Origin of the sequence: Staphylococcus pseudintermedius (genome assembly GCF_001792775.2) — a bacterium.
In the GTDB taxonomy this organism is placed as follows: domain Bacteria; phylum Bacillota; class Bacilli; order Staphylococcales; family Staphylococcaceae; genus Staphylococcus; species Staphylococcus pseudintermedius.
Genome location: NZ_MLGE02000005.1, coordinates 20,770 through 39,132 on the forward strand (window position 1 = coordinate 20,770; position 18,363 = coordinate 39,132).

At 41.3% G+C, this 18,363-nt stretch carries 16 protein-coding genes; 5 read left to right on the forward strand and 11 right to left on the reverse strand.

Annotated features, from left to right (window positions below):
• Window positions 1-115 precede the first annotated feature (115 nt).
• Window positions 116-937, reverse strand: coding sequence for an N-acetylglucosaminyldiphosphoundecaprenol N-acetyl-beta-D-mannosaminyltransferase TarA (gene tarA, locus BJK46_RS05190; RefSeq protein ID WP_015728699.1), 822 nt, complete (start codon window positions 935-937; stop codon window positions 116-118).
• A 381-nt stretch (window positions 938-1,318) separates the two neighbouring features.
• Between tarA and BJK46_RS05195 the strand changes: the two genes are divergently transcribed.
• Both BJK46_RS05195 and BJK46_RS05200 read left to right on the forward strand, forming a co-directional pair.
• Entirely contained in the window at window positions 1,319-1,729 is a 411-nt protein-coding gene (locus BJK46_RS05195) for an LbetaH domain-containing protein (RefSeq protein ID WP_240621168.1), read from the forward strand.
• Between the two features lie 73 nt (window positions 1,730-1,802).
• Window positions 1,803-2,546: a M50 family metallopeptidase gene (locus tag BJK46_RS05200; RefSeq protein WP_015728697.1), complete on the forward strand. Its 744-nt coding sequence runs from the start codon at window positions 1,803-1,805 to the stop codon at window positions 2,544-2,546.
• A 281-nt stretch (window positions 2,547-2,827) separates the two neighbouring features.
• Here the strand turns inward: BJK46_RS05200 and sbnI are convergent, their stop codons facing one another.
• Genes sbnI through sbnA form a run of 9 tightly spaced genes read right to left on the reverse strand, consistent with a single transcriptional unit; the run spans window position 2,828 to window position 14,010 of the window.
• Window positions 2,828-3,592, reverse strand: a complete 765-nt coding sequence (gene sbnI / locus BJK46_RS05205) for a bifunctional transcriptional regulator/O-phospho-L-serine synthase SbnI (protein WP_096636572.1) — start codon at window positions 3,590-3,592, stop codon at window positions 2,828-2,830.
• Window positions 3,589-4,791, reverse strand: a complete 1,203-nt coding sequence (locus BJK46_RS05210; RefSeq protein ID WP_020220037.1) for a type III PLP-dependent enzyme — start codon at window positions 4,789-4,791, stop codon at window positions 3,589-3,591. Before BJK46_RS05210 ends, sbnI begins: the two co-directional genes overlap by 4 nt.
• Entirely contained in the window at window positions 4,766-5,560 is a 795-nt protein-coding gene (locus BJK46_RS05215) for an HpcH/HpaI aldolase family protein (protein ID WP_015728694.1), read from the reverse strand. Before BJK46_RS05215 ends, BJK46_RS05210 begins: the two co-directional genes overlap by 26 nt.
• Window positions 5,557-7,311 (reverse strand): staphyloferrin B biosynthesis protein SbnF, encoded by a 1,755-nt coding sequence (gene sbnF / locus BJK46_RS05220; RefSeq protein ID WP_065354547.1) that lies wholly within the window; start codon window positions 7,309-7,311, stop codon window positions 5,557-5,559. The genes BJK46_RS05215 and sbnF overlap by 4 nt, the downstream gene beginning before the upstream one ends.
• Window positions 7,295-9,013 carry an IucA/IucC family protein gene (locus BJK46_RS05225; protein WP_103263615.1) on the reverse strand — a complete coding sequence of 573 codons (1,719 nt, stop codon included), beginning with the start codon at window positions 9,011-9,013 and terminating at the stop codon, window positions 7,295-7,297. The genes sbnF and BJK46_RS05225 overlap by 17 nt, the downstream gene beginning before the upstream one ends.
• A complete protein-coding gene (locus BJK46_RS05230; protein WP_240621167.1) occupies window positions 9,000-10,259 on the reverse strand; it encodes an MFS transporter in 1,260 nt (419 codons plus the stop codon). The genes BJK46_RS05225 and BJK46_RS05230 overlap by 14 nt, the downstream gene beginning before the upstream one ends.
• Window positions 10,234-12,009, reverse strand: a complete 1,776-nt coding sequence (sbnC, locus tag BJK46_RS05235) for a staphyloferrin B biosynthesis protein SbnC (RefSeq protein ID WP_103263613.1) — start codon at window positions 12,007-12,009, stop codon at window positions 10,234-10,236. Before sbnC ends, BJK46_RS05230 begins: the two co-directional genes overlap by 26 nt.
• A gap of 11 nt (window positions 12,010-12,020) precedes the next feature.
• Complete coding sequence (sbnB, locus tag BJK46_RS05240; protein ID WP_014614636.1) at window positions 12,021-13,031, reverse strand: 2,3-diaminopropionate biosynthesis protein SbnB; 1,011 nt, start codon at window positions 13,029-13,031, stop codon at window positions 12,021-12,023.
• A gap of 1 nt (window position 13,032) precedes the next feature.
• Window positions 13,033-14,010, reverse strand: a complete 978-nt coding sequence (gene sbnA / locus BJK46_RS05245; RefSeq protein ID WP_103263612.1) for a 2,3-diaminopropionate biosynthesis protein SbnA — start codon at window positions 14,008-14,010, stop codon at window positions 13,033-13,035.
• A gap of 236 nt (window positions 14,011-14,246) precedes the next feature.
• On the opposite strand from sbnA, the gene BJK46_RS05250 reads away from it, so the two are divergent.
• The 3 genes from BJK46_RS05250 to BJK46_RS05260 are packed head-to-tail and all read left to right on the forward strand — an operon-like array spanning window position 14,247 to window position 17,237.
• A complete protein-coding gene (locus BJK46_RS05250; protein WP_015728689.1) occupies window positions 14,247-15,230 on the forward strand; it encodes an ABC transporter substrate-binding protein in 984 nt (327 codons plus the stop codon).
• Between the two features lie 16 nt (window positions 15,231-15,246).
• A complete protein-coding gene (locus BJK46_RS05255) occupies window positions 15,247-16,242 on the forward strand; it encodes a FecCD family ABC transporter permease (RefSeq protein WP_015728688.1) in 996 nt (331 codons plus the stop codon).
• Complete coding sequence (locus tag BJK46_RS05260; protein WP_099991994.1) at window positions 16,239-17,237, forward strand: FecCD family ABC transporter permease; 999 nt, start codon at window positions 16,239-16,241, stop codon at window positions 17,235-17,237. The genes BJK46_RS05255 and BJK46_RS05260 overlap by 4 nt, the downstream gene beginning before the upstream one ends.
• A 395-nt stretch (window positions 17,238-17,632) precedes the next feature.
• On the opposite strand, the gene BJK46_RS05265 is transcribed toward BJK46_RS05260, so the two are convergent.
• A complete protein-coding gene (locus BJK46_RS05265; RefSeq protein WP_014614641.1) occupies window positions 17,633-18,280 on the reverse strand; it encodes a metal-dependent transcriptional regulator in 648 nt (215 codons plus the stop codon).
• Between the last annotated feature and the right edge of the window lie 83 nt (window positions 18,281-18,363).

Genomic DNA, 18,363 nt, shown 5'->3' on the forward strand with positions numbered 1-18,363 from the left:
CAACTGAGACTATGCCTCATTTTTTGTATTTATTGTGAACTTAATAAAAAAAGTGCGCTTCATCCCACTTCTAATCACAATCGAAATGGTCTGACGCGCGCTTTGATTATCTACACTATTTACCTAAATATTTTTGTTTATACACACCAACGACAAACTTAGGAATTCTTTTCAAACGGTGAATTCGCTTTATATCTGTCAACGCTCGGTAAGCCCATTCTAGATTCATCGCTCTCCATACGTAAGGTGCGCGTTTCACTTCACCACTATAAACATCGATTGAGCCGCCCACACCCATCATCAATGTATGGTCGAAATGATGGCGGTTATGTTGAATCCATTGTTCTTGCTTCGGATAGCCCATACCTACAAAAATAAAGTCTGGATTAAAATCACGTACTTGTTCGATGACGTTTTGATCAGTAATATCGATAAATCCGTGATGCGTTTGGATATCGATATGTGGGTACTGACGTTGAATGCGTCGTGCAGCTTTTTCAACAACTGGAGATGTTGCGCCAAGTAAAAACACTTTTTTACGCTCTAAATCTGCAATATTTAAACATGTTTCCATTACTTCAATACCCGGTACACGTTCTTGTAAAGATTGACCTAATATCCGAGCAGCTTTAACAATGCCTGTCCCATCCGGAACGATAAAGTCTGCTTGTTTCAACATTTGAGCATATAATGGGTTTTCTGATGCATAATGGACGATTTCTGGGTTAGCCGTCACAATAAATAAATTATGTTTCGTTTCAGTATGCATATATTTTAAAATATTTTGATGCATGTCCATCAATGTAACATTATCAAACATCACATTCATCACTTGGACTTGCGCTTTTTTCTCTTTAAACGTATATGTTCCCTCTACTGTAGTGTCACGACTAGGAAAAGTGCCCTCATGATGACCAGTAGGCAATGCTTTAGCCATAGTCTCACCTTCAATCTTTCATTTAATTTCAATTCAATTTGTTTTACATGGTATTTACAATATATTGATGTCACTTTAACACATTTTACACCAAAATCAAGCTAAATCCTACTTTTTATTGAAAGTTCATTCCAAAGTCCGAGATGATGATACATTATTTTTAATATTTTAGATGTCCGCTTTTTTGGTGCGTTGCGTATCATTTAAAACGACATTATGGGAAGGGAGTGCTCCTATGACTGATAACAAAAAATAATCAATGAATTACCTTATTATCCAAGCGATGCGACACCCTTACATGACCGTTAACAAACCGCATTAGCTCGCAATACCTACAATGCAAGGACCGACATCGCACAACGCGAACAGTATTTGACACACATGATAGGTCACGTACAAAATCATTGTTACATCGAGCCACCGTTCTACTTCGACGATGATTACAATATGCATTTAGGTGACAACGTTTATGTGAATAAGCACAACACATGGCTTGATATTGGCCTATTTTTATCAACAATAACGTCAAAAATTAGGCCAAATGTGCAACTGATTACTGTCAATCATCCACTTGATCCAACAAAGCGTCGTTCAGTGATTGAACAAGGACCAAAAATGACTGTTAAAGATGATGTATGGATCGATGCAGGTGTGCCCATCCTCCCCGGTGTTACAGTACATCAAGGGGCTACCGTTGCTGCTAGACGTATCGTGACACGTGCTGTGACTGCATCTACGGATGTCGCGGATAATCCTACAAAAGTAATACGTCAACTGAATGATACACTTTAGGACTTAAGTCTATAGTTCAGACGCAATAAACCCGTTATAATAGAAAGTAAGTTTTGCGAAAGGATTGACATCTATGCACGGATATTCGTGGATTACTTCACCTATCCCTATTTCATTTATTTTACTTTTATGTATCGCAGGCCTCTACCTTGTAAGCCGCCATTATGCATACCGTCCTATTTTTTCATTATTAGACATTGCGCTGAATTATATTCCAGTCTTGACGCATGAATTTGGCCATGTGCTCTTTAATCGTTTATCAGGTGGATGTGTACGAGATTTTGTCGTTGTCACAACAAGACGTGAACGTAACGCAACAGGCCAACAAGGCTACGCTGTCACCGCTAGTAGAAGTCGTTCAGGCCATATCATCACGACATTAGGTGGCTATCTCATGTCGCCTATCATGTTGATATTAGGTTTGTATATCCAAAGTAAGGGACAAGGCGCATTGTTTATTATGCTTTATATTCTTGTTTTCATTTACTTTACATGGAAAACGTCAAGAAAGGCTGTTCCGTTACTCATCATTGCCTTTTTAATACTCATTGGCTATTTAGGTATTCAGTCTGAAAATTTAACGAACTATTCATTCATTTATATGCTCGTTTACCATTTCATACTTGGGACACTGTTAGGTGAAATTATTCAGTCGACGATTACGATTGTACAACTTACATTCGCACGCCCTCAGCCTGAATGGGATGGGACAGCGTTAAAAATGTTGACGAAACTGCCTACTGTTTTCTTTTCAAGCTTATGGATTGTCACAAATTTTTTAGCCATTTATTATTTCATTCAATATGTCCTCCTCTAGTTATTGATGATTCTTAAATCTATGAATGGATAAAGACTGAAACTTTTCTATGTCACAACGTAAAACAGCTAGTGCGCTAAACAGTAACCACTTTTAAAGTTAAGTGACATTCCTTTGACCTTTAACATCATCCCTCAAGCGTCTCGCCTATTTGAGCCATTGTATCTCAAAGGGCGAGATTTCAATGAACCCTTTCTCAACAAAGAGTGACAAGAAAAACTGGGAAAACGTCATTGTTCCCCAGCTTTTTTACTTCATATGAATATAAATGATGATGCGCTTTACTCCGCTTCTATTAAATATATCTTTTCAGTATAGCAACGCATGCTTTCAATTTTCTTCTGTAAAAATGTATGCCACTGTTCCTGATTACCTAAATTGCTATTTTTCAATAAATGGAGCGGAACTTGTAAATTCAAACAACGCCCTGCAATGTTAAAACGTGTGACACCCGCTGGTACAGTTTGACCTCTTTGCACAACAGCTTCAATTTCACCAATTTGAAGGGGCTGATACTTCATTAATATATCATTGCTGTCGAGACACAAACAGGCGCTATGCGGAACACGTTCAACGTTGCAGCTCGCACTGTAACTGTTCACAACCTTTTTCCAAATATCTAGTTTATCTGCTGTTAAATCTGCTGCATATAAATAATGTTCGGTCTGTTGATCACACATCGTAATAAAAGGTGTTTCATCGCGAACTTCTGTCGTCCACGGTAATAGTTCCTCATCCGTTAACCCTTCGCACCATGCACCATTAGGAATTTTATGATGCCAACTGCCAATGGAGTACTGTGTGCGCTGAATCACTTGTACTGGAATAACTTCACAGCCGAGTGCTTTCAAACTCATAAATCGGTGTACACCATCAATGACCATATAGCGACCAAATAATGTTTTAACGACGAGCACTGGATGACGTAAATGCTGTTCTTTAGCAATGCTCTCTTTCGTTTTTTCTAATCGACTCGGTTCAAATGCTTCGTGGAGGTCAATCTTGTCGACAGGAATGAGTTGCAATGTGTCGTAAATCTGTTTCATGATTCTCCCTCCTTCTCACTTGACCAGTAAATGCATTGTGGATGCGGATGGCTTAAAAAGTCGTGATGTGAAATCGACCAACCATACGCACCGGCATATATGAAAATAACCGCATCACCTGTAGACAGCGCTGGTATCTCCACCGCTTTAGCAAACACATCTTTAGGCGTACACAATTGACCGACGAACGTCACTGCCTGTTGTTCAATCGTTCTTGGTGCAATTTGATTTACCTGTTCACCTAGCGGCAATATTTCAAATGGGTGATTATGTTGCCATGAGACAGGCAGCCTGAAATGTTGTGTGCCCCCTTTTAAAATAGCAAACCACGCGCCATGCACACGCTTAATATCCAATACTTCGGTTACGTAATAGCCGATATGTGCCACCATATAGCGACCACATTCAAAGTTGATGGTTATATTTTGTAGACCTTCTTCTTCAATCAAAGCGGACAGTTCTGTCGTGAAATACGTCCAGTCAAATTGTTCATTTAAGTCAGCGTAATTCACACCGATACCACCACCTACATTCAGGTGTTGCAATGTAAAGTCATGTTGTGCTGCCCATGCTTTTGCCTTTTGGAAATATAACGTCATCACTTGTAAATGCAAGGCGGCATCTAAGTTGTTAGAAATCGAATGAAAGTGAAAGCCTTCTAATTGGATACGTGGCATATTTTGCGCTGTTGCAATAACCGTGTCGACTTCTGTTTCATCAATACCAAATTGTGTCGGTTGACCTGCCATATGTAACGTCGCAGCTGGAAAAGGTCCGGCTAAATTCACTCTCAGCAAAATTGACATGGTCGCATTTTCTTGTTTAAGCAATGCATTTAATCGCTCTAATTCATATAAACTTTCAACATGAATGCGTCGAATCCCTTGTTGAATCGCGTATCGTAAAGATTCGTCAGTTTTTCCCGGTCCACCAAAAATGACATGTTCTGCTGTCGTATGTACCAATGCTTTTGCAATTTCACCTTCTGACGCCACTTCGAAGCCGGCGACATGGGGCTGAATCGCGGCTAATATCTCAGACTCACTGTTCGCCTTCATTGCATAATACATTTCACAATTGTCAGGGAGCTGTGATGTCACAGTTTCGAGATGTTGTCGTAGCCCGTCCATATCATAAATAAAATGGCAGAGCGGGCCTTGTTGTTTGAGCTGTTTAACTAATGTATGAATCGCCGTCATGAGCTGTCACCTCTTTCACCTGTGCTAAATTGTGTTTTAAATGACGGTACAGTTTCCCGCGGTCATCGCCCATGAGGAAACATTGCACGCCTTGCTGTTGCCATCGTTGCACTTGTTGGTCATCTCTCGGCAAAGCGCAAAACTGTTTGCCTGCAGTTGTCGTAGTTGTGTAGACATGCTGAATCGCTCGTTGAAGTTGATCATGGCTTGTTTCCCAAGGGATGCCGAGTGATTGGGATAAGTCAGCCGCACCTTCAATGACCATATCCAAACCTTCTACTTGCACTATTTCATCAATCGCGCGGACGCCTTGCATATTTTCTATCATTGCGATGACACATATCGATGCATTCGCTTCAGCCATCGCTTCTTTTAAAGGAATTTCGCCAAATCGTGCAACGCGTCCGCCATTCAAACTGCGCATGCCTTCTGGATAATAACGACTTAGCTTCACAATGCGTTCTGCTGTTTCGCGGTCATTCACATGTGGGACCACAATCCCTTTGGCGCCCATGTCCAACACTTTAATAATGTCGCGTTCAATTGCAGCTGTAACGCGAACAATGGGAATAATATTGGCTGTCTCAGCAGCACGAATCATATGCGCTAATGTTTCATCGTTAATTGCGACATGTTCCGTATCAATAACGACAAAATCATAACCACTTGCAGCAATGATTTCGATGACGAGTGGATCCGGAATCGAATTCATCAATCCGTATTGTACCTTTCCTTCTGCTAAGTTACGTTTCAGTGACAAAGATTTCATACTTCAGACCTCCTCAACGGATTGCGTACTTCGTGAAGACGTAATGCTACATCTTCGCGTAAACGGCGTGTCGTCAGTTTTTCCACTTGAATGGTCGGTACAAATAAATCGAAGTGGCGATAATTTTCAAGGTTTGGGAATTGCTGTTGATACTGTTCAATGACCGTACGTACCATTGTCCACTGTTCTGACGCTTTTAACTTATATTGACGTGCAACAAAGTCAATGATTTCTGCAATATTAATAAAGAAAAAGGCGTCATGTAAAAAATCACGGACGAGATTGACATCTTCTGTTTCGATAAATGAGTTTCGGTTCACTTTGCGATGCGCTTCAGGTGTGTCACGTAATCGTGGATTTTGTGCAACCTCACTTAACAAACTCGGCTTAAAGCGAACCCCGTCATGGAAATCTTTCAATGCTATACGTGTTGGCCAGCCGTTTTCATGAATTAACATCATATTTTGTGCATGCGACTCAAACGCAATGCCGTGATGATACAGCATATGAATCAATGGCGTCACTGCGACACTGAAAAATTGTGCCATCCACTGTTCTACACCGTATTTTGACATCCACGCATCAATGAGTGGGCGGTTATCAGCATCTACTGAATATAAAGCATTAAATGGAATAGCTGACTCATGCAATGCTAAATAATGATGAATATTTTCACGCCAAATGACACCGAGTGCACCGTAAATACGTTGTTGCTTCACCTCGGATAAGGTCGGATTGTGATATGCATGGCCCAACACTTCACCTAGAAATACCGTCTGTAAATGTTGTTGTAAATAGGTATCTTTTGACTGAATATGTTTTAACCAATCCGTAATTTGTGCTGCATTTTCAATCGTGTGTGGGGCTAACACACGTTTTGTTGATGTATTCGTTATACTAATCGGTGTTTTCAAATAATATTTGTTACGATCAGTCGGTGTGAGTGTTCGAATAGACTGTTGCGGCACATACATTTCGTCACTTGTCCCGAGCCATAGCATCTCTCCATGCATCCATGCTTCCGCAAATTCGACTTGAATGACATGTTCAAACTGCCACGGGTGTACCGGTATGAGCACCATCGTTTCAAGGGTATGCCCATGTTGCTGGAGGGTCTCTTCAAACGTTGCTAACGTCTCTGTACCGAGCTGACGTTGAAGCAATGCAACTGTATCGACACTCGCGGATACCGTCGTTTCCACATGATCCGGTGCAATCGCAATCCACTGCAGTTGAAATGAGGGGCGGAAATCCGGACCATAGCGTACATTGTCGTCCAGTGTAAAGCCGAGCCGTGATTTATAACTTGGGTGATACATATGGCCTTCCATAGCATACGATTCATAATCATCAAATGCCGTTAATGACATCTGTGATTGCTGTGCACGATAACGTTGCGCTTGCGTGTCTTTAAGTTCGGTTTGTAATAATTCAATGATAAAGTCTTCTAATTTTTGTTCATCTTTATCAAATGTAAAACGCACCTCTCGTAGCAGTTGCGCATAATCAAGAGTGACCGCTTCCTCTCCATCTGCAATACGCCAAACTGGAGCGCTGATCCTGAGTCGTTCAAAACTATCGGACTGTTGCAGTTGCACGCGATACGTCACGGCTTCCCCCTCAATAGTGTACGTATCACACTCGTCATCTTCGCTCGGTAGCTGTTCATAATGCACCACGTCTTCATATATAAGTGACGTGACCAACTGTTGCATGATACGTTGCCTCACTTGTTCAATCAGTTGTTTCATAAATACTGTCCTCCTCCTGACTAATCGGGTTAGGAATTTTAATATAAATCGGGTCTTCACCGCGTTCTTGTAATTTACTCATCAAATTCGCCTTCGCAGCAAATGTCGGATTATAACGTAAATCTTCCAAACATTGCATTAACACATCATGACCTTCTGCACGTTCTTGCCACGTTTCCAATGTGCGATTCACGGTTTGCCATAACATCTCTTCATCACCTGTTGCTTTACCCAACGTTGAAACGAGATGGCCCAAATGATTGACAATGACATAATATTTAAAACGGTGCCATGCTTCATGATGCGTATACACGACCGGACTGTCTGCGCTAATTTGGTGCGGAATCATCCCTTGTGCTGCGGCGATACGTTCAGAAACACAAATCCCTTCTAAATCGCGCACATAACAAACTGTCGGACGCCCTTCTTCTAGCGCAACGAGTGTGTTTTGGACGTGTGCTTCGAGACTAATCCCTGTATGTGCAAATAATTCCAACATTGGCCAAATGACTTGATTTAAATACACTGTCAGCCAATCTTCACGAGATAATCCACTGCGCAACCAAGCTTGGCCTAATTTTGACGTCGGCTCATCTGGCATCGTTTCAAATAAGCTTGCTAAGACGTGAATTTCTTCTAATGAGTCGTACTGTTCAATGCCTTCACGCACAATCATCGCACTATTGGCTAAAATATCTATCACCGCATCATTATCTGGTTGTAGCGCGCGGTAGCCTTGTTCAAACATCAATTTAAATGTCGCCGTTTCATATTCTGGTTTAATCGCTGCTATAATTTCTGCCGCATCCAATGTTCTCTCAATTTGTTCGAAGTCATTTGTTCTCACAAAATTCGTAATTTTAACTTGAATCGGCAACTTCAAATAAATATTCAACGCTTTTACGAATACTGTTCGCACAGATGACGTCGGATAAACGACATGGCCACGTTGTCCTAAGTCTTGAATCGTACCATTTGCGAGATGTTGCTGAATCGTCGGTTGTTGTTTGAGCACTTCAATTTGATAAGGATGCACTGGCAGTAAACGATAGGTTACGGTATATTCATCTTCTTCAATTTGTGCAAGTTGACGCACAGTTTCATCAACACGCGCTTCATAATTTGGCACATAACGTTCGACTAATAGAGCTGGATCCACCGCTAAGTAGTGCAGTTGGAACGCAACATGACATTCAGGCGCATATTGCTCAATATCTTCATCAGTAAAGCCTGTAGCACTTTTCGGCGTCGGGTGAAAAGGATGGCCCAGATAAAGTGATTGTTCTGATGCGATATAATGATTCTGATGAGGTGGTGCATGCCGTCTCGCTTGATCAAGATAACGTGTTGTTCGTGAAATACTGTTACATATATCTTGATAAACCGCTTCTACTATCGTAGTCTCAGTCTGAGAAGTTTCATCGTACGCAATCGCTTCAAGTATATATCTGATTGCCTCAAGTGGTGTCAGTTGCGACACATGGCCGATACTCTCTAAGTAAACGGCTGAATCATACATGTGATGCCCCATTGATGAGACATAGCGCAACTTTCCACGTAGCGTCAAATCATCTTTTAAATTGATGTGCCATTGAGACGTCCCTTCTTTTTTAGGGCTACAACCTTTTTCTCTAAAATAAATATTGAGCAGTCGTTCTAACGCAGCATGTTCCGCGCGTTTGTTCATCTTAAAGTTTTGCACGTTGCTCTTTAACCTCCCAAAAACCCGTCAATATAGGGTTGATTTTTTGATTTTTAATGTGTGACGTCCATAATAGTGTGCTACTCAATGCGAAAATAACGCCCATCAGGATAAATGTCGTCGCCGGTGCGGTATAACTTGTTACTATTGCGCCACTCAAGCTACCGACGATTTGACCAACTACTAAGAAGCTATTCGTCGAGCCTACAAACGTCCCTTTCAGTTGGTGGTGACTCGCATTTACAACGACAAACATGACACTTTGAATGAGCGCACTATAAGTTAAACCTTGTAACACACGTGCGATACCTAGCATCCACAGGTCTGTCACCACACCTTGCCAAAGCACACTGATGCCACATAAAATACTCGCAATAATATATACGTTTTTGACATAAGCTTTATCATTGAAGTAACCCCAAAAAGGGGCACTCATCATCGAAGCTGTCCAAAACGCTGACTGTAAAATTCCGACTGCCGCACGATCATCAATGTGAACATGGTTGACGCTACTCACTAATGGGGCCAAAGCAGTCATCATGCCATACATCGCAAAGTTCGCTAATACCCCGACGATTATAAAGCGACAAGTCAGTTGCGTACACAACAAACATTTCATCGATTGTCGTACACTTTTTTTTACTTGTGGCCGTTCTGTATTCGCGTGCGTATGTGTCGTTTCAATTAAGAAAAAGACGCCCAGAATACTCATCAACAAAGTGATAAGACCGATCAAGAATAAGAGTGCTTGAAAACCGAGCACTGTCGCGAGCACGCCGCCAATCAGTGGACCTACGAGAGAGCCGGCACTCACAGCACTTTGTAATTTACCGAGTACCGCGCCACGCTCAGATTCCGGGGCTTCACCACTCGCAAATGCACTCGAAGCTTCGACCACGCCACCGAATAAACCTTGCAACAAGCGTACGAGTACAAATTGAAACGGTGTCGTACAAAAAGCCATTAATAAGAGACATAGCCCTAAGCCAAACAATGCACGCAACACCATCCATTTTCGGCTCAGTCGGTCACCGAGCTTTCCCCATAACGGAGAAGCTAACATCGTTGTGATTGCAGGCGCCGCAATAGCAATCCCACTCCACAACTGAATTTCAAAAATGTTTAACTGTTTCAACGACGCTATATAGATTGGAAGTAATGGAACTAACACGGTCAAACCCGCTATGGCCATAAACTGACCGAGCCATAGCGTTCTGAAATTACGTCGCCACGTTTGTTCTATGATTATCTGTCCTTTTCATTGGATTGGGGACACGACCGATACTCGATGGCATACTTCCACCACCGTCACCACGTTGATGCAACAATGGCAGTAAAATGCGTTTGAATGGCCATGTTTCTTGTGTAAAGATAATGCGTTCCACTTCTTCAGATGTCCCAGGTAACCAATCTATTGTGTCGAGGTGACGTTGCATCGTTTGTCTCAACTGTGTCATCAATTCCGTTTCAGATACTTTAAACACATCAACTAAAGCATCGACAATCGCATATAAATTAACACTCACTGCTAACGTTTGAAAATAAGCAAAAAATGTTTCGATATCTTCATTTAATAGTGTGTTCGGTGTATCTTTTCTCACCGCATAGTTCGGCAGTTTAAAGCCTTGTGCTGTTAACCACTCTGGGAAAATGCGGACCGTATCATGATCTCGCAATACAAATTCCGCCACATGCCCTTCTCGAAAGACAACTAACACATTTTGACCGTGCAATTCAGGCAACACACCATATTTCATCAATGCGAGTGTCATCTTTAAAAATGCATCGCTCACTTGTTCAAACAATGCATTGATTTGTTCAGTCGTTGGATGGTCCGTCTCTAAAATGCGTTCATAGAGTGTCGACTCATGTGCAGCAAGTGCCGCCATCGAAGTGACCATCTGTGCATCTTTTATTGACTCAGGATAGTGACGTAACTGCATAGTGAGGTGTCCCGATTGATCTTGAAAAATATCTTGTGCTTCATTCATGTACGACCACCACACCGTTTCATCACACAACTTCACACGACCGTTCAATGACGTATCTTGAGCGATAATATCACGCAATAACGTTTCTCCTGCTTCACCATTTTTCATGTAACGTGTCGGCGTCAGTCTTAACGCACCAAGTGATTGCATTGAAAACGGTACTTTTAAATGCGTGAACGGCGCGGCTAATGGTATCAATGTGCGCATAGATGAAGACGAGAGGTATTGTCCCATCGTCACATCAAGCAAGACGACGATACCTTGTTTGATCTCTGCGCTAAATTGAACCGGCAAGACATGTTCGTATTGCCAAGGGTGTACCGGAAAAATGACATAGTCCTCAGTGTCATACCCTTTCTCAATGAGTGCTTGTTGACACCGAAGCAATGTGTCACCCCAAAACTGTGCGTACTGCTCATCTGTCGCACCTTTACCTTGTATGACATGTGACTTTCGGATTGCCACAGTTTGTACGGCTAATGGTTGATGATATTCCGCTTGATACACAGCATAATCTTCTGCTGTCAATCCTCTTTTTTCTTTTGCGACCGGATGAAAAGGCCTGTCTTTCAAACTGGCAAACTGTTCTGACAAGATGAATGGATGTTCACTCGCTTTAAATCCGTCATATTGTGCCGTTAACTCGGTCACAGCTGCCTCCAGTCCCTCTGCAAAGCGCGCATGTGCCCACTCAGCCGCTAAATCTGCATTCATTGTGACAAATAATTCCCACAATTCATGCACTGTCAAAGGCATACACGTTTTACTTTCAATATGGAACACTGCCTCTCCATTAGAGCGATACACATTCAGTCCACTGTAATAAACTGGAATGAGCAACACAATCCCCTTTTTCTCATAACGTAAATACGTCTGTTGTTGTATCGTTAATCGTTCACTCGTCGATGCAATGCCACCTAAATCTTCAAATAATAACGCATCCACAAGGTCTTTTAATATGTATTGTTGTGCACGCGTTACATTGTGTTCGTGTTCACTTACCATATATGCCACTCCTAATAAAGACTTAATGTTGTGCCTATATTTTCAGCTTGCGCACGTTGATAAATGAAGTACGCACTCGCAATGTCTTCAATCGCCATGCCCATTGGGTTTAATAAAATAATCTCATCGTCATGTTCACGTCCGACTTTCTCACCTGTCACAAGTTGTCCGAGTTCAGCGTGTAACTGTTCTCGACTGAATAGACCGTCTTGAACGAGTTGATGTATCGTTTTCTTTTCGCGATTACTTTGTGACCAATCATCTACGACAACTTTATCTGCTTTAATGAACACTTCTTTATGCACATCCATAATCGAAATGTTGCTGACGAAAGCGCCTTGACGTAACCAGTCGTATTCGATATACGGTTGATCCGTTACTGTACACGGAATGACAACATCCCCATTTTCAACAGCTTCACGTGCAGATTGCGCTTGAACCCATGTCATATCTGGTCGTTGCGCTGACCATTTTTCAATCATTTTTTGTGATGCTGCTTCAAATTGATCATATAAATATACCTTTTGAATATGATCAAACTGTTCAAGCATTGTTTGGAGCTGTTTGTCACCAATCAAGCCGCAACCGATAATCGTTAGGTTTTCAAAACCTGGCCGTGCTAAGTGACGTGCCGCAATCGCTGAAACAGCTGCTGTACGCATACTACTGATTAAGCTTGCTTCCATGACCGCAATCGGGTAGTTCGTTTCTGGATCATTTAAAATAATCACCGCACTAGCACGTTCGATTTGTCGCTTTGAGGGGTTGTCGTGTTTACTCCCAATCCATTTGATTCCAGATACTGAATGATCACCACCGATATGACTTGGCATCGCAATAATACGGTCGGCGATATGACCATTTTCAGCATCTTGACGTAAATAAGGTTTCAACGGTTGGACAAAATCTTGATTTGCATGTGCCGTTAATGCTTCTGTTAATGCATCGACGTAAATTTGTGACTGTGCCCCTCCTGCTTGTTCAATGTCCGTACGATTTAAATACAATAATGGATGTTTCATATTAATAAGTCTCACTTTCTTGTTTATTTTTTAATTGTTCGAACCACTTTTCTGAATACACTAAATCTAAATAGCGATCGCCTCTATCCGGTAAAATCGTCACAATGGTAGCGCCAGGCTCAACCTTTTGCGTAAGTTGTTGGATGGCACTAATAATAGCACCAGTCGAACCCCCTGCAAAAATGCCTTCTTGATCCACTAATTGATGACACCCTAATGCAGATCGATAATCGTCAATATGTATCACGTCATCAATTTCAGCCGCATTCAAAATCTCTGGCACGCGACTGGCACCAATCCCAGGTAGTTCACGATTACATGGCGTATCACCAAAAATAATCGACCCTTTCGCATCCACAGCTACAATTTGCGCATTCGGATGATGCTCTTTAATTTTGCGACTCATCCCCATAATGCTACCTGTCGTACTCACGGGAGCAACGAAATAGTCAATCGGTTCCTCTACCGCTTCGACAATTTCTGTACCAGCACCGTAGTAATGCGCTTGCCAATTTAAATCATTCGCATATTGATTAATCCAATACGCGTTTTCTGTTTCCGCTAACAATGTTTTGACGCGCTGAATACGTGTCATCAAATAGCCACCATGTTCATCGGGTTCATCCACCATTTCGATATTGGCACCGTAACTTTCAATCATTTTCAAGTTCGTCGGTGAAATTTTAGGATCGACCACACATGTTAGCTTTAATCCTTTAATCTTTGCAATCATCGCTAATGCAATGCCGAGATTGCCTGATGTACTTTCTATTAAATGCGTCGACGCGTTAATTTCTCCAGTTGCTAACCCACGCTCTATAATAAATTTGGCTGGACGATCCTTCATACTGCCACCCGGGTTCATATATTCCAATTTCGCTAAAACACGATGTTCAGGAAATAATCGTTGCAGTTGTACGATAGGCGTCTGGCCAATACAAGATAATAACGAATCATATGTTGCTTCATTTTTAATCAAAAACGACGACCTCCTTGTATCGAATTGAGATGAAACTTTTATAACTGAGAATGATTATCATTATCGGTTATGGTGGCATTATATTGATATTCAATTTATAAGTCAAACATTTATAATTTTTGTTGAAAAGATAAAATTATTATTGACTTATGAGTTGAAATTCGACATACTTTAATTGATAATGATTCTCATTATTTTTGAAAATACCGATGATACATAGGAGGAAAGTTCATCTCATGAATAAACTTTTACAGCTACTCGTTTTACCTTTAGTCTTATTACTCGTCTTATCTGCGTGTGGCAATTCAAGTCACAAAGAAGCGTCAGACAAGAAAGCAGATACAACAACAATTAAACACGCAATGGGAACGACTGAAATTAAAGGCGAACCTAAACGTGTTGTGACTTTATATCAAGGCGCAACGGATGTCGCAGTTTCTTTAGGTGTTAAACCAGTGGGCGCAGTAGAATCTTGGACACAAGCACCCCAATTTGAATACCTAAGAGATGATTTGAAAGACACGAAAAATGTCGGTCAAGAACCTGCGCCAAACTTAGAAGAAATCTCAAAATTAAAACCTGATCTCATTGTTGCTTCTAAAGTGAGAAACGAAAAAGTATATGATCAATTGTCAAAAATCGCCCCAACGATTACGACAGATACAGTTTATAAATTTAAAGATACAACTGAAATGATGGGGAAAGCTTTAGGGAAAGAAAAAGAAGCACAATCATTACTTCAAAAATATGATGATAAAGTGAAAGCATTCCAAAAAGATGCTAAAGCCAAATATGGTGATGCATGGCCTATTTCAGCTTCTGTCGTAAACTTCCGTGCTGACCAAACACGTATTTATGCTGGTGGTTACGCTGGAGATATTTTACAAGATTTAGGCTTTAAACGTCCTGAAGGTCAACAAAAAGAAGTGGATAAAGGGAAAGACATTATTCAATTAACTTCAAAAGAAAGTATTCCGTTGATGGATGCTGACCAAATCTTCATTTTCAAATCAGATCCTAAAGCAGCAGATGCCGACCTTGTACAAAAAACTGAACAAGAATGGACATCAAGCACAGAATGGAAAAACTTAGACGCTGTGAAAAAAGGACATGTCGTTGATGGTGTAGATGAAATCACTTGGAACTTAGCAGGCGGTTACCAATCTTCACTTAAATTGATTGACGATTTATACGAAAAACTCGATATTAAAAAGCAATAACATAAGGAGTTACATTATGTCGCTTAAACCGATACATCACTTATTTATCGCAAGTGCATGTCTTGTCATTGTATTGTTTTTAAGCCTAATGATTGGAAACACGCTTGTATCACTGCCTCAGTTGATACAGGCGTTATTCCACTTTGACGGCCAAAACGATGTCCATACCCTTGTGACAGGTTCACGTGCTTCTCGAACAATCATCGCCCTACTTACAGGTGCTGCCCTTGCAGTTGCAGGTCTATTCATGCAAGTGCTCACACGAAATGCGGTCGCTTCACCTGGACTGTTCGGTGTCAATGCAGGCGCTGTCTTTTTTATCGTCACGGGCGTCACATTGATTCGTGTTCACTCATTTGAAGCACTCGTCGTGATGGCTTTTGTAGGCGCTATTCTCGTCACGATACTTGTCGTCGGATTAGGCATGTTTAAACAAGCGCGTTTTACACCACAACGCGTCATCCTTGCCGGCGCATCAATTTCAATGCTGTTCACTGCCTTTACCCAAGGCATTTTAATTATGAACGAAACGAATCTCCAAGGCTTATTATTTTGGTTGAGTGGTTCTGTATCGTTGCGAAATATTTGGGATATACCGTGGATGATAGTGATCATACTTTTGTTTCTCATTGCCGGATTTTTCATGGCACCACATCTCAATATTTTAATGACAAGCGATGAGATTGCGACAGGATTAGGTCAAAATGTAAAGCGCATCAAATGGGTGATCGTATTGATGATTAGTGTGCTTGCAGGGAGTTCCGTTGCACTTGCCGGTTCGATTATATTTGTCGGCCTCATCATTCCAAATATTGCCAAACTCATACTGCCCCCTCGCTATCAGTTATTGATTCCATACACAGCATTACTCGGGTCTTGCTTAATGATCAGTGCAGATATTGTTGCGCGAGTCATCATTCGACCGCTAGAGCTACCCGTGGGCATTATTACAGGCATTTTGGGCGCTTTAGTATTGATATATCTTATGAAGAAGGGGATTTACCGTGTATGAAAAATGAGCGCTATAGTAAAGACAACATCTATCTATGCATCGGCCTCATCAGTCTTGTCATCGTAGGCTTGTTAAGCATGATGGTTGGATCAGACGTCATTCGTTTTTCAGATGTCATCGCATATTTTATCAATCCAAGCGCGAGTGCTTATCAATTTACGTTAGAAGTTTTACGCCTTCCCCGCATTACACTTGCGATTCTTGCAGGGACAGCGCTCGGTCTGAGTGGACTATTATTACAAAATGTCCTAAAAAATCCTATCGCTTCCCCTGATATTATTGGGGTCACAGGGGGGGCGAGTTTAAGTGCTGTACTATTTATCACATGGTTTAGCCACTTAACCATTCACCTTCTTCCCCTTTTCGCCATCACGGGAGGAACGGTCGCGATGTTCATCTTGATGTCATTTCAAATGAACTATCAAATTCGTCCCTCGACACTTATCATTATTGGCATCGCATTACAAACAGTACTCATGGGCATCACACAAGGCCTATTACTCACAACCAAACAACTCTCGGCCTCTAAAGCTTATACGTGGCTCGTTGGGAGTTTATACGGCGCTTCTTTTCAAGACAGTCTCATCTTATGTGGCGCACTGCTCTTGATGACACCTCTGTTATGGGTCATCATACCACGCATGAAAATTGCTGCTTTAAATGAATCTGTCGCAACAGGACTCGGTCTACATATACAACAAACACGACTGTTACAAATTATCGTCGCGACACTACTCGTATCCATCGCTATTAGTTTTGTAGGGAACATTGGCTTTATCGGGTTGATTGCACCCCATATCGCTAAAACACTGATTCGAACAAGTACAATCAAACAATTCATCATGACCGCTTGTATCGGTGCCATTTCGCTTATGGTGGCTGACTTAATCAGTCGCACACTCTTTTTACCGAAAGAAGTCCCAGCCGGTGTATTCATCGCAGCATTTGGCGCGCCATTCTTTATCTATTTATTACTCACTGTCAAAAAACTATAGACGTCACGATATCACAAAAACGGTTGCAGATGAGAAATTCCCCTTCTCTCCTACAACCGTTTTTTTATGTGAGTTATTATTTTTTGACTTCGATATTGCTTAACTCAACCGAACTGAGTTGAGCCAAGACTCCTAGAATGTACGGCACAATTCTAATTGTCGTAATCACTCAACTTCCACTCTTCCACAAAAGAAAATGAAGCGTGATTGAGTTGAAAATGCAAACAAATACAGTAATTTCTACTTTACAAGTTTTCAACGATTAGATTCACCACACCTCAGATTGCAAAAACCAACCGCGACTCCTGAGGGATCAGCCCTAGGAAAAGCGTCGGTTGGTTTAGCAATATACAAAGATTCACTATCTCCATCATATAACCGAAAAATTGATAAAACTAAGCCTTTTCACCAAAAATCACTTCCGCATTCTGATAACTCAACACAATCTTCTCGCCCTTATTCTCAAGCTCCATCAAACGATTAATATCGTCTTTCGCTATCACTTTCACCGTATCACCAATCGACAGCGCCTTACTCGATAAAAACACTAACAATTCCGAACGATCTCTCACACGACGAATCGTCACGACATCGCCTTCTTCAAAAGAGAGGAGCGGTATTTTGTATATTTCTTCAAAATGATTATCACGCGGTATCACACCACCATGAGGACACGTTTTTGGATATTTTAGAAGCTCATCTAATCGTTCAACAAAGAGTTTCGACACTCGATGTTCTAACACTTCTGCTTCTACGTGTACTTCTTCCCAAGTATAATTCAACACTTCAATGAGAAACAGTTCAATGAGGCGATGGCGTTTAATCACATCTAACGTATATGACAATCCAAGCTCGGACAATTTAACACCTTTATACGGCTTAGTCATCACATAGCCTTCCTTTTCCAAGCGACCTACCATTTCACTCACAGACGGTGGCTTGATATTTAAAAAGCGAGACAATGTTTTGTTCGAAACATACTTATCAATACCATCATGACTCAAAATCGCTTTAAGATAGTCTTCTTTTTCCTCAGTTAACATATGTTCACCTCTCTCAAATATTCACTTTATTGTACCACGAAACGAATTCATGTTGACAATTTTCAATTTATAGTATAATTTTA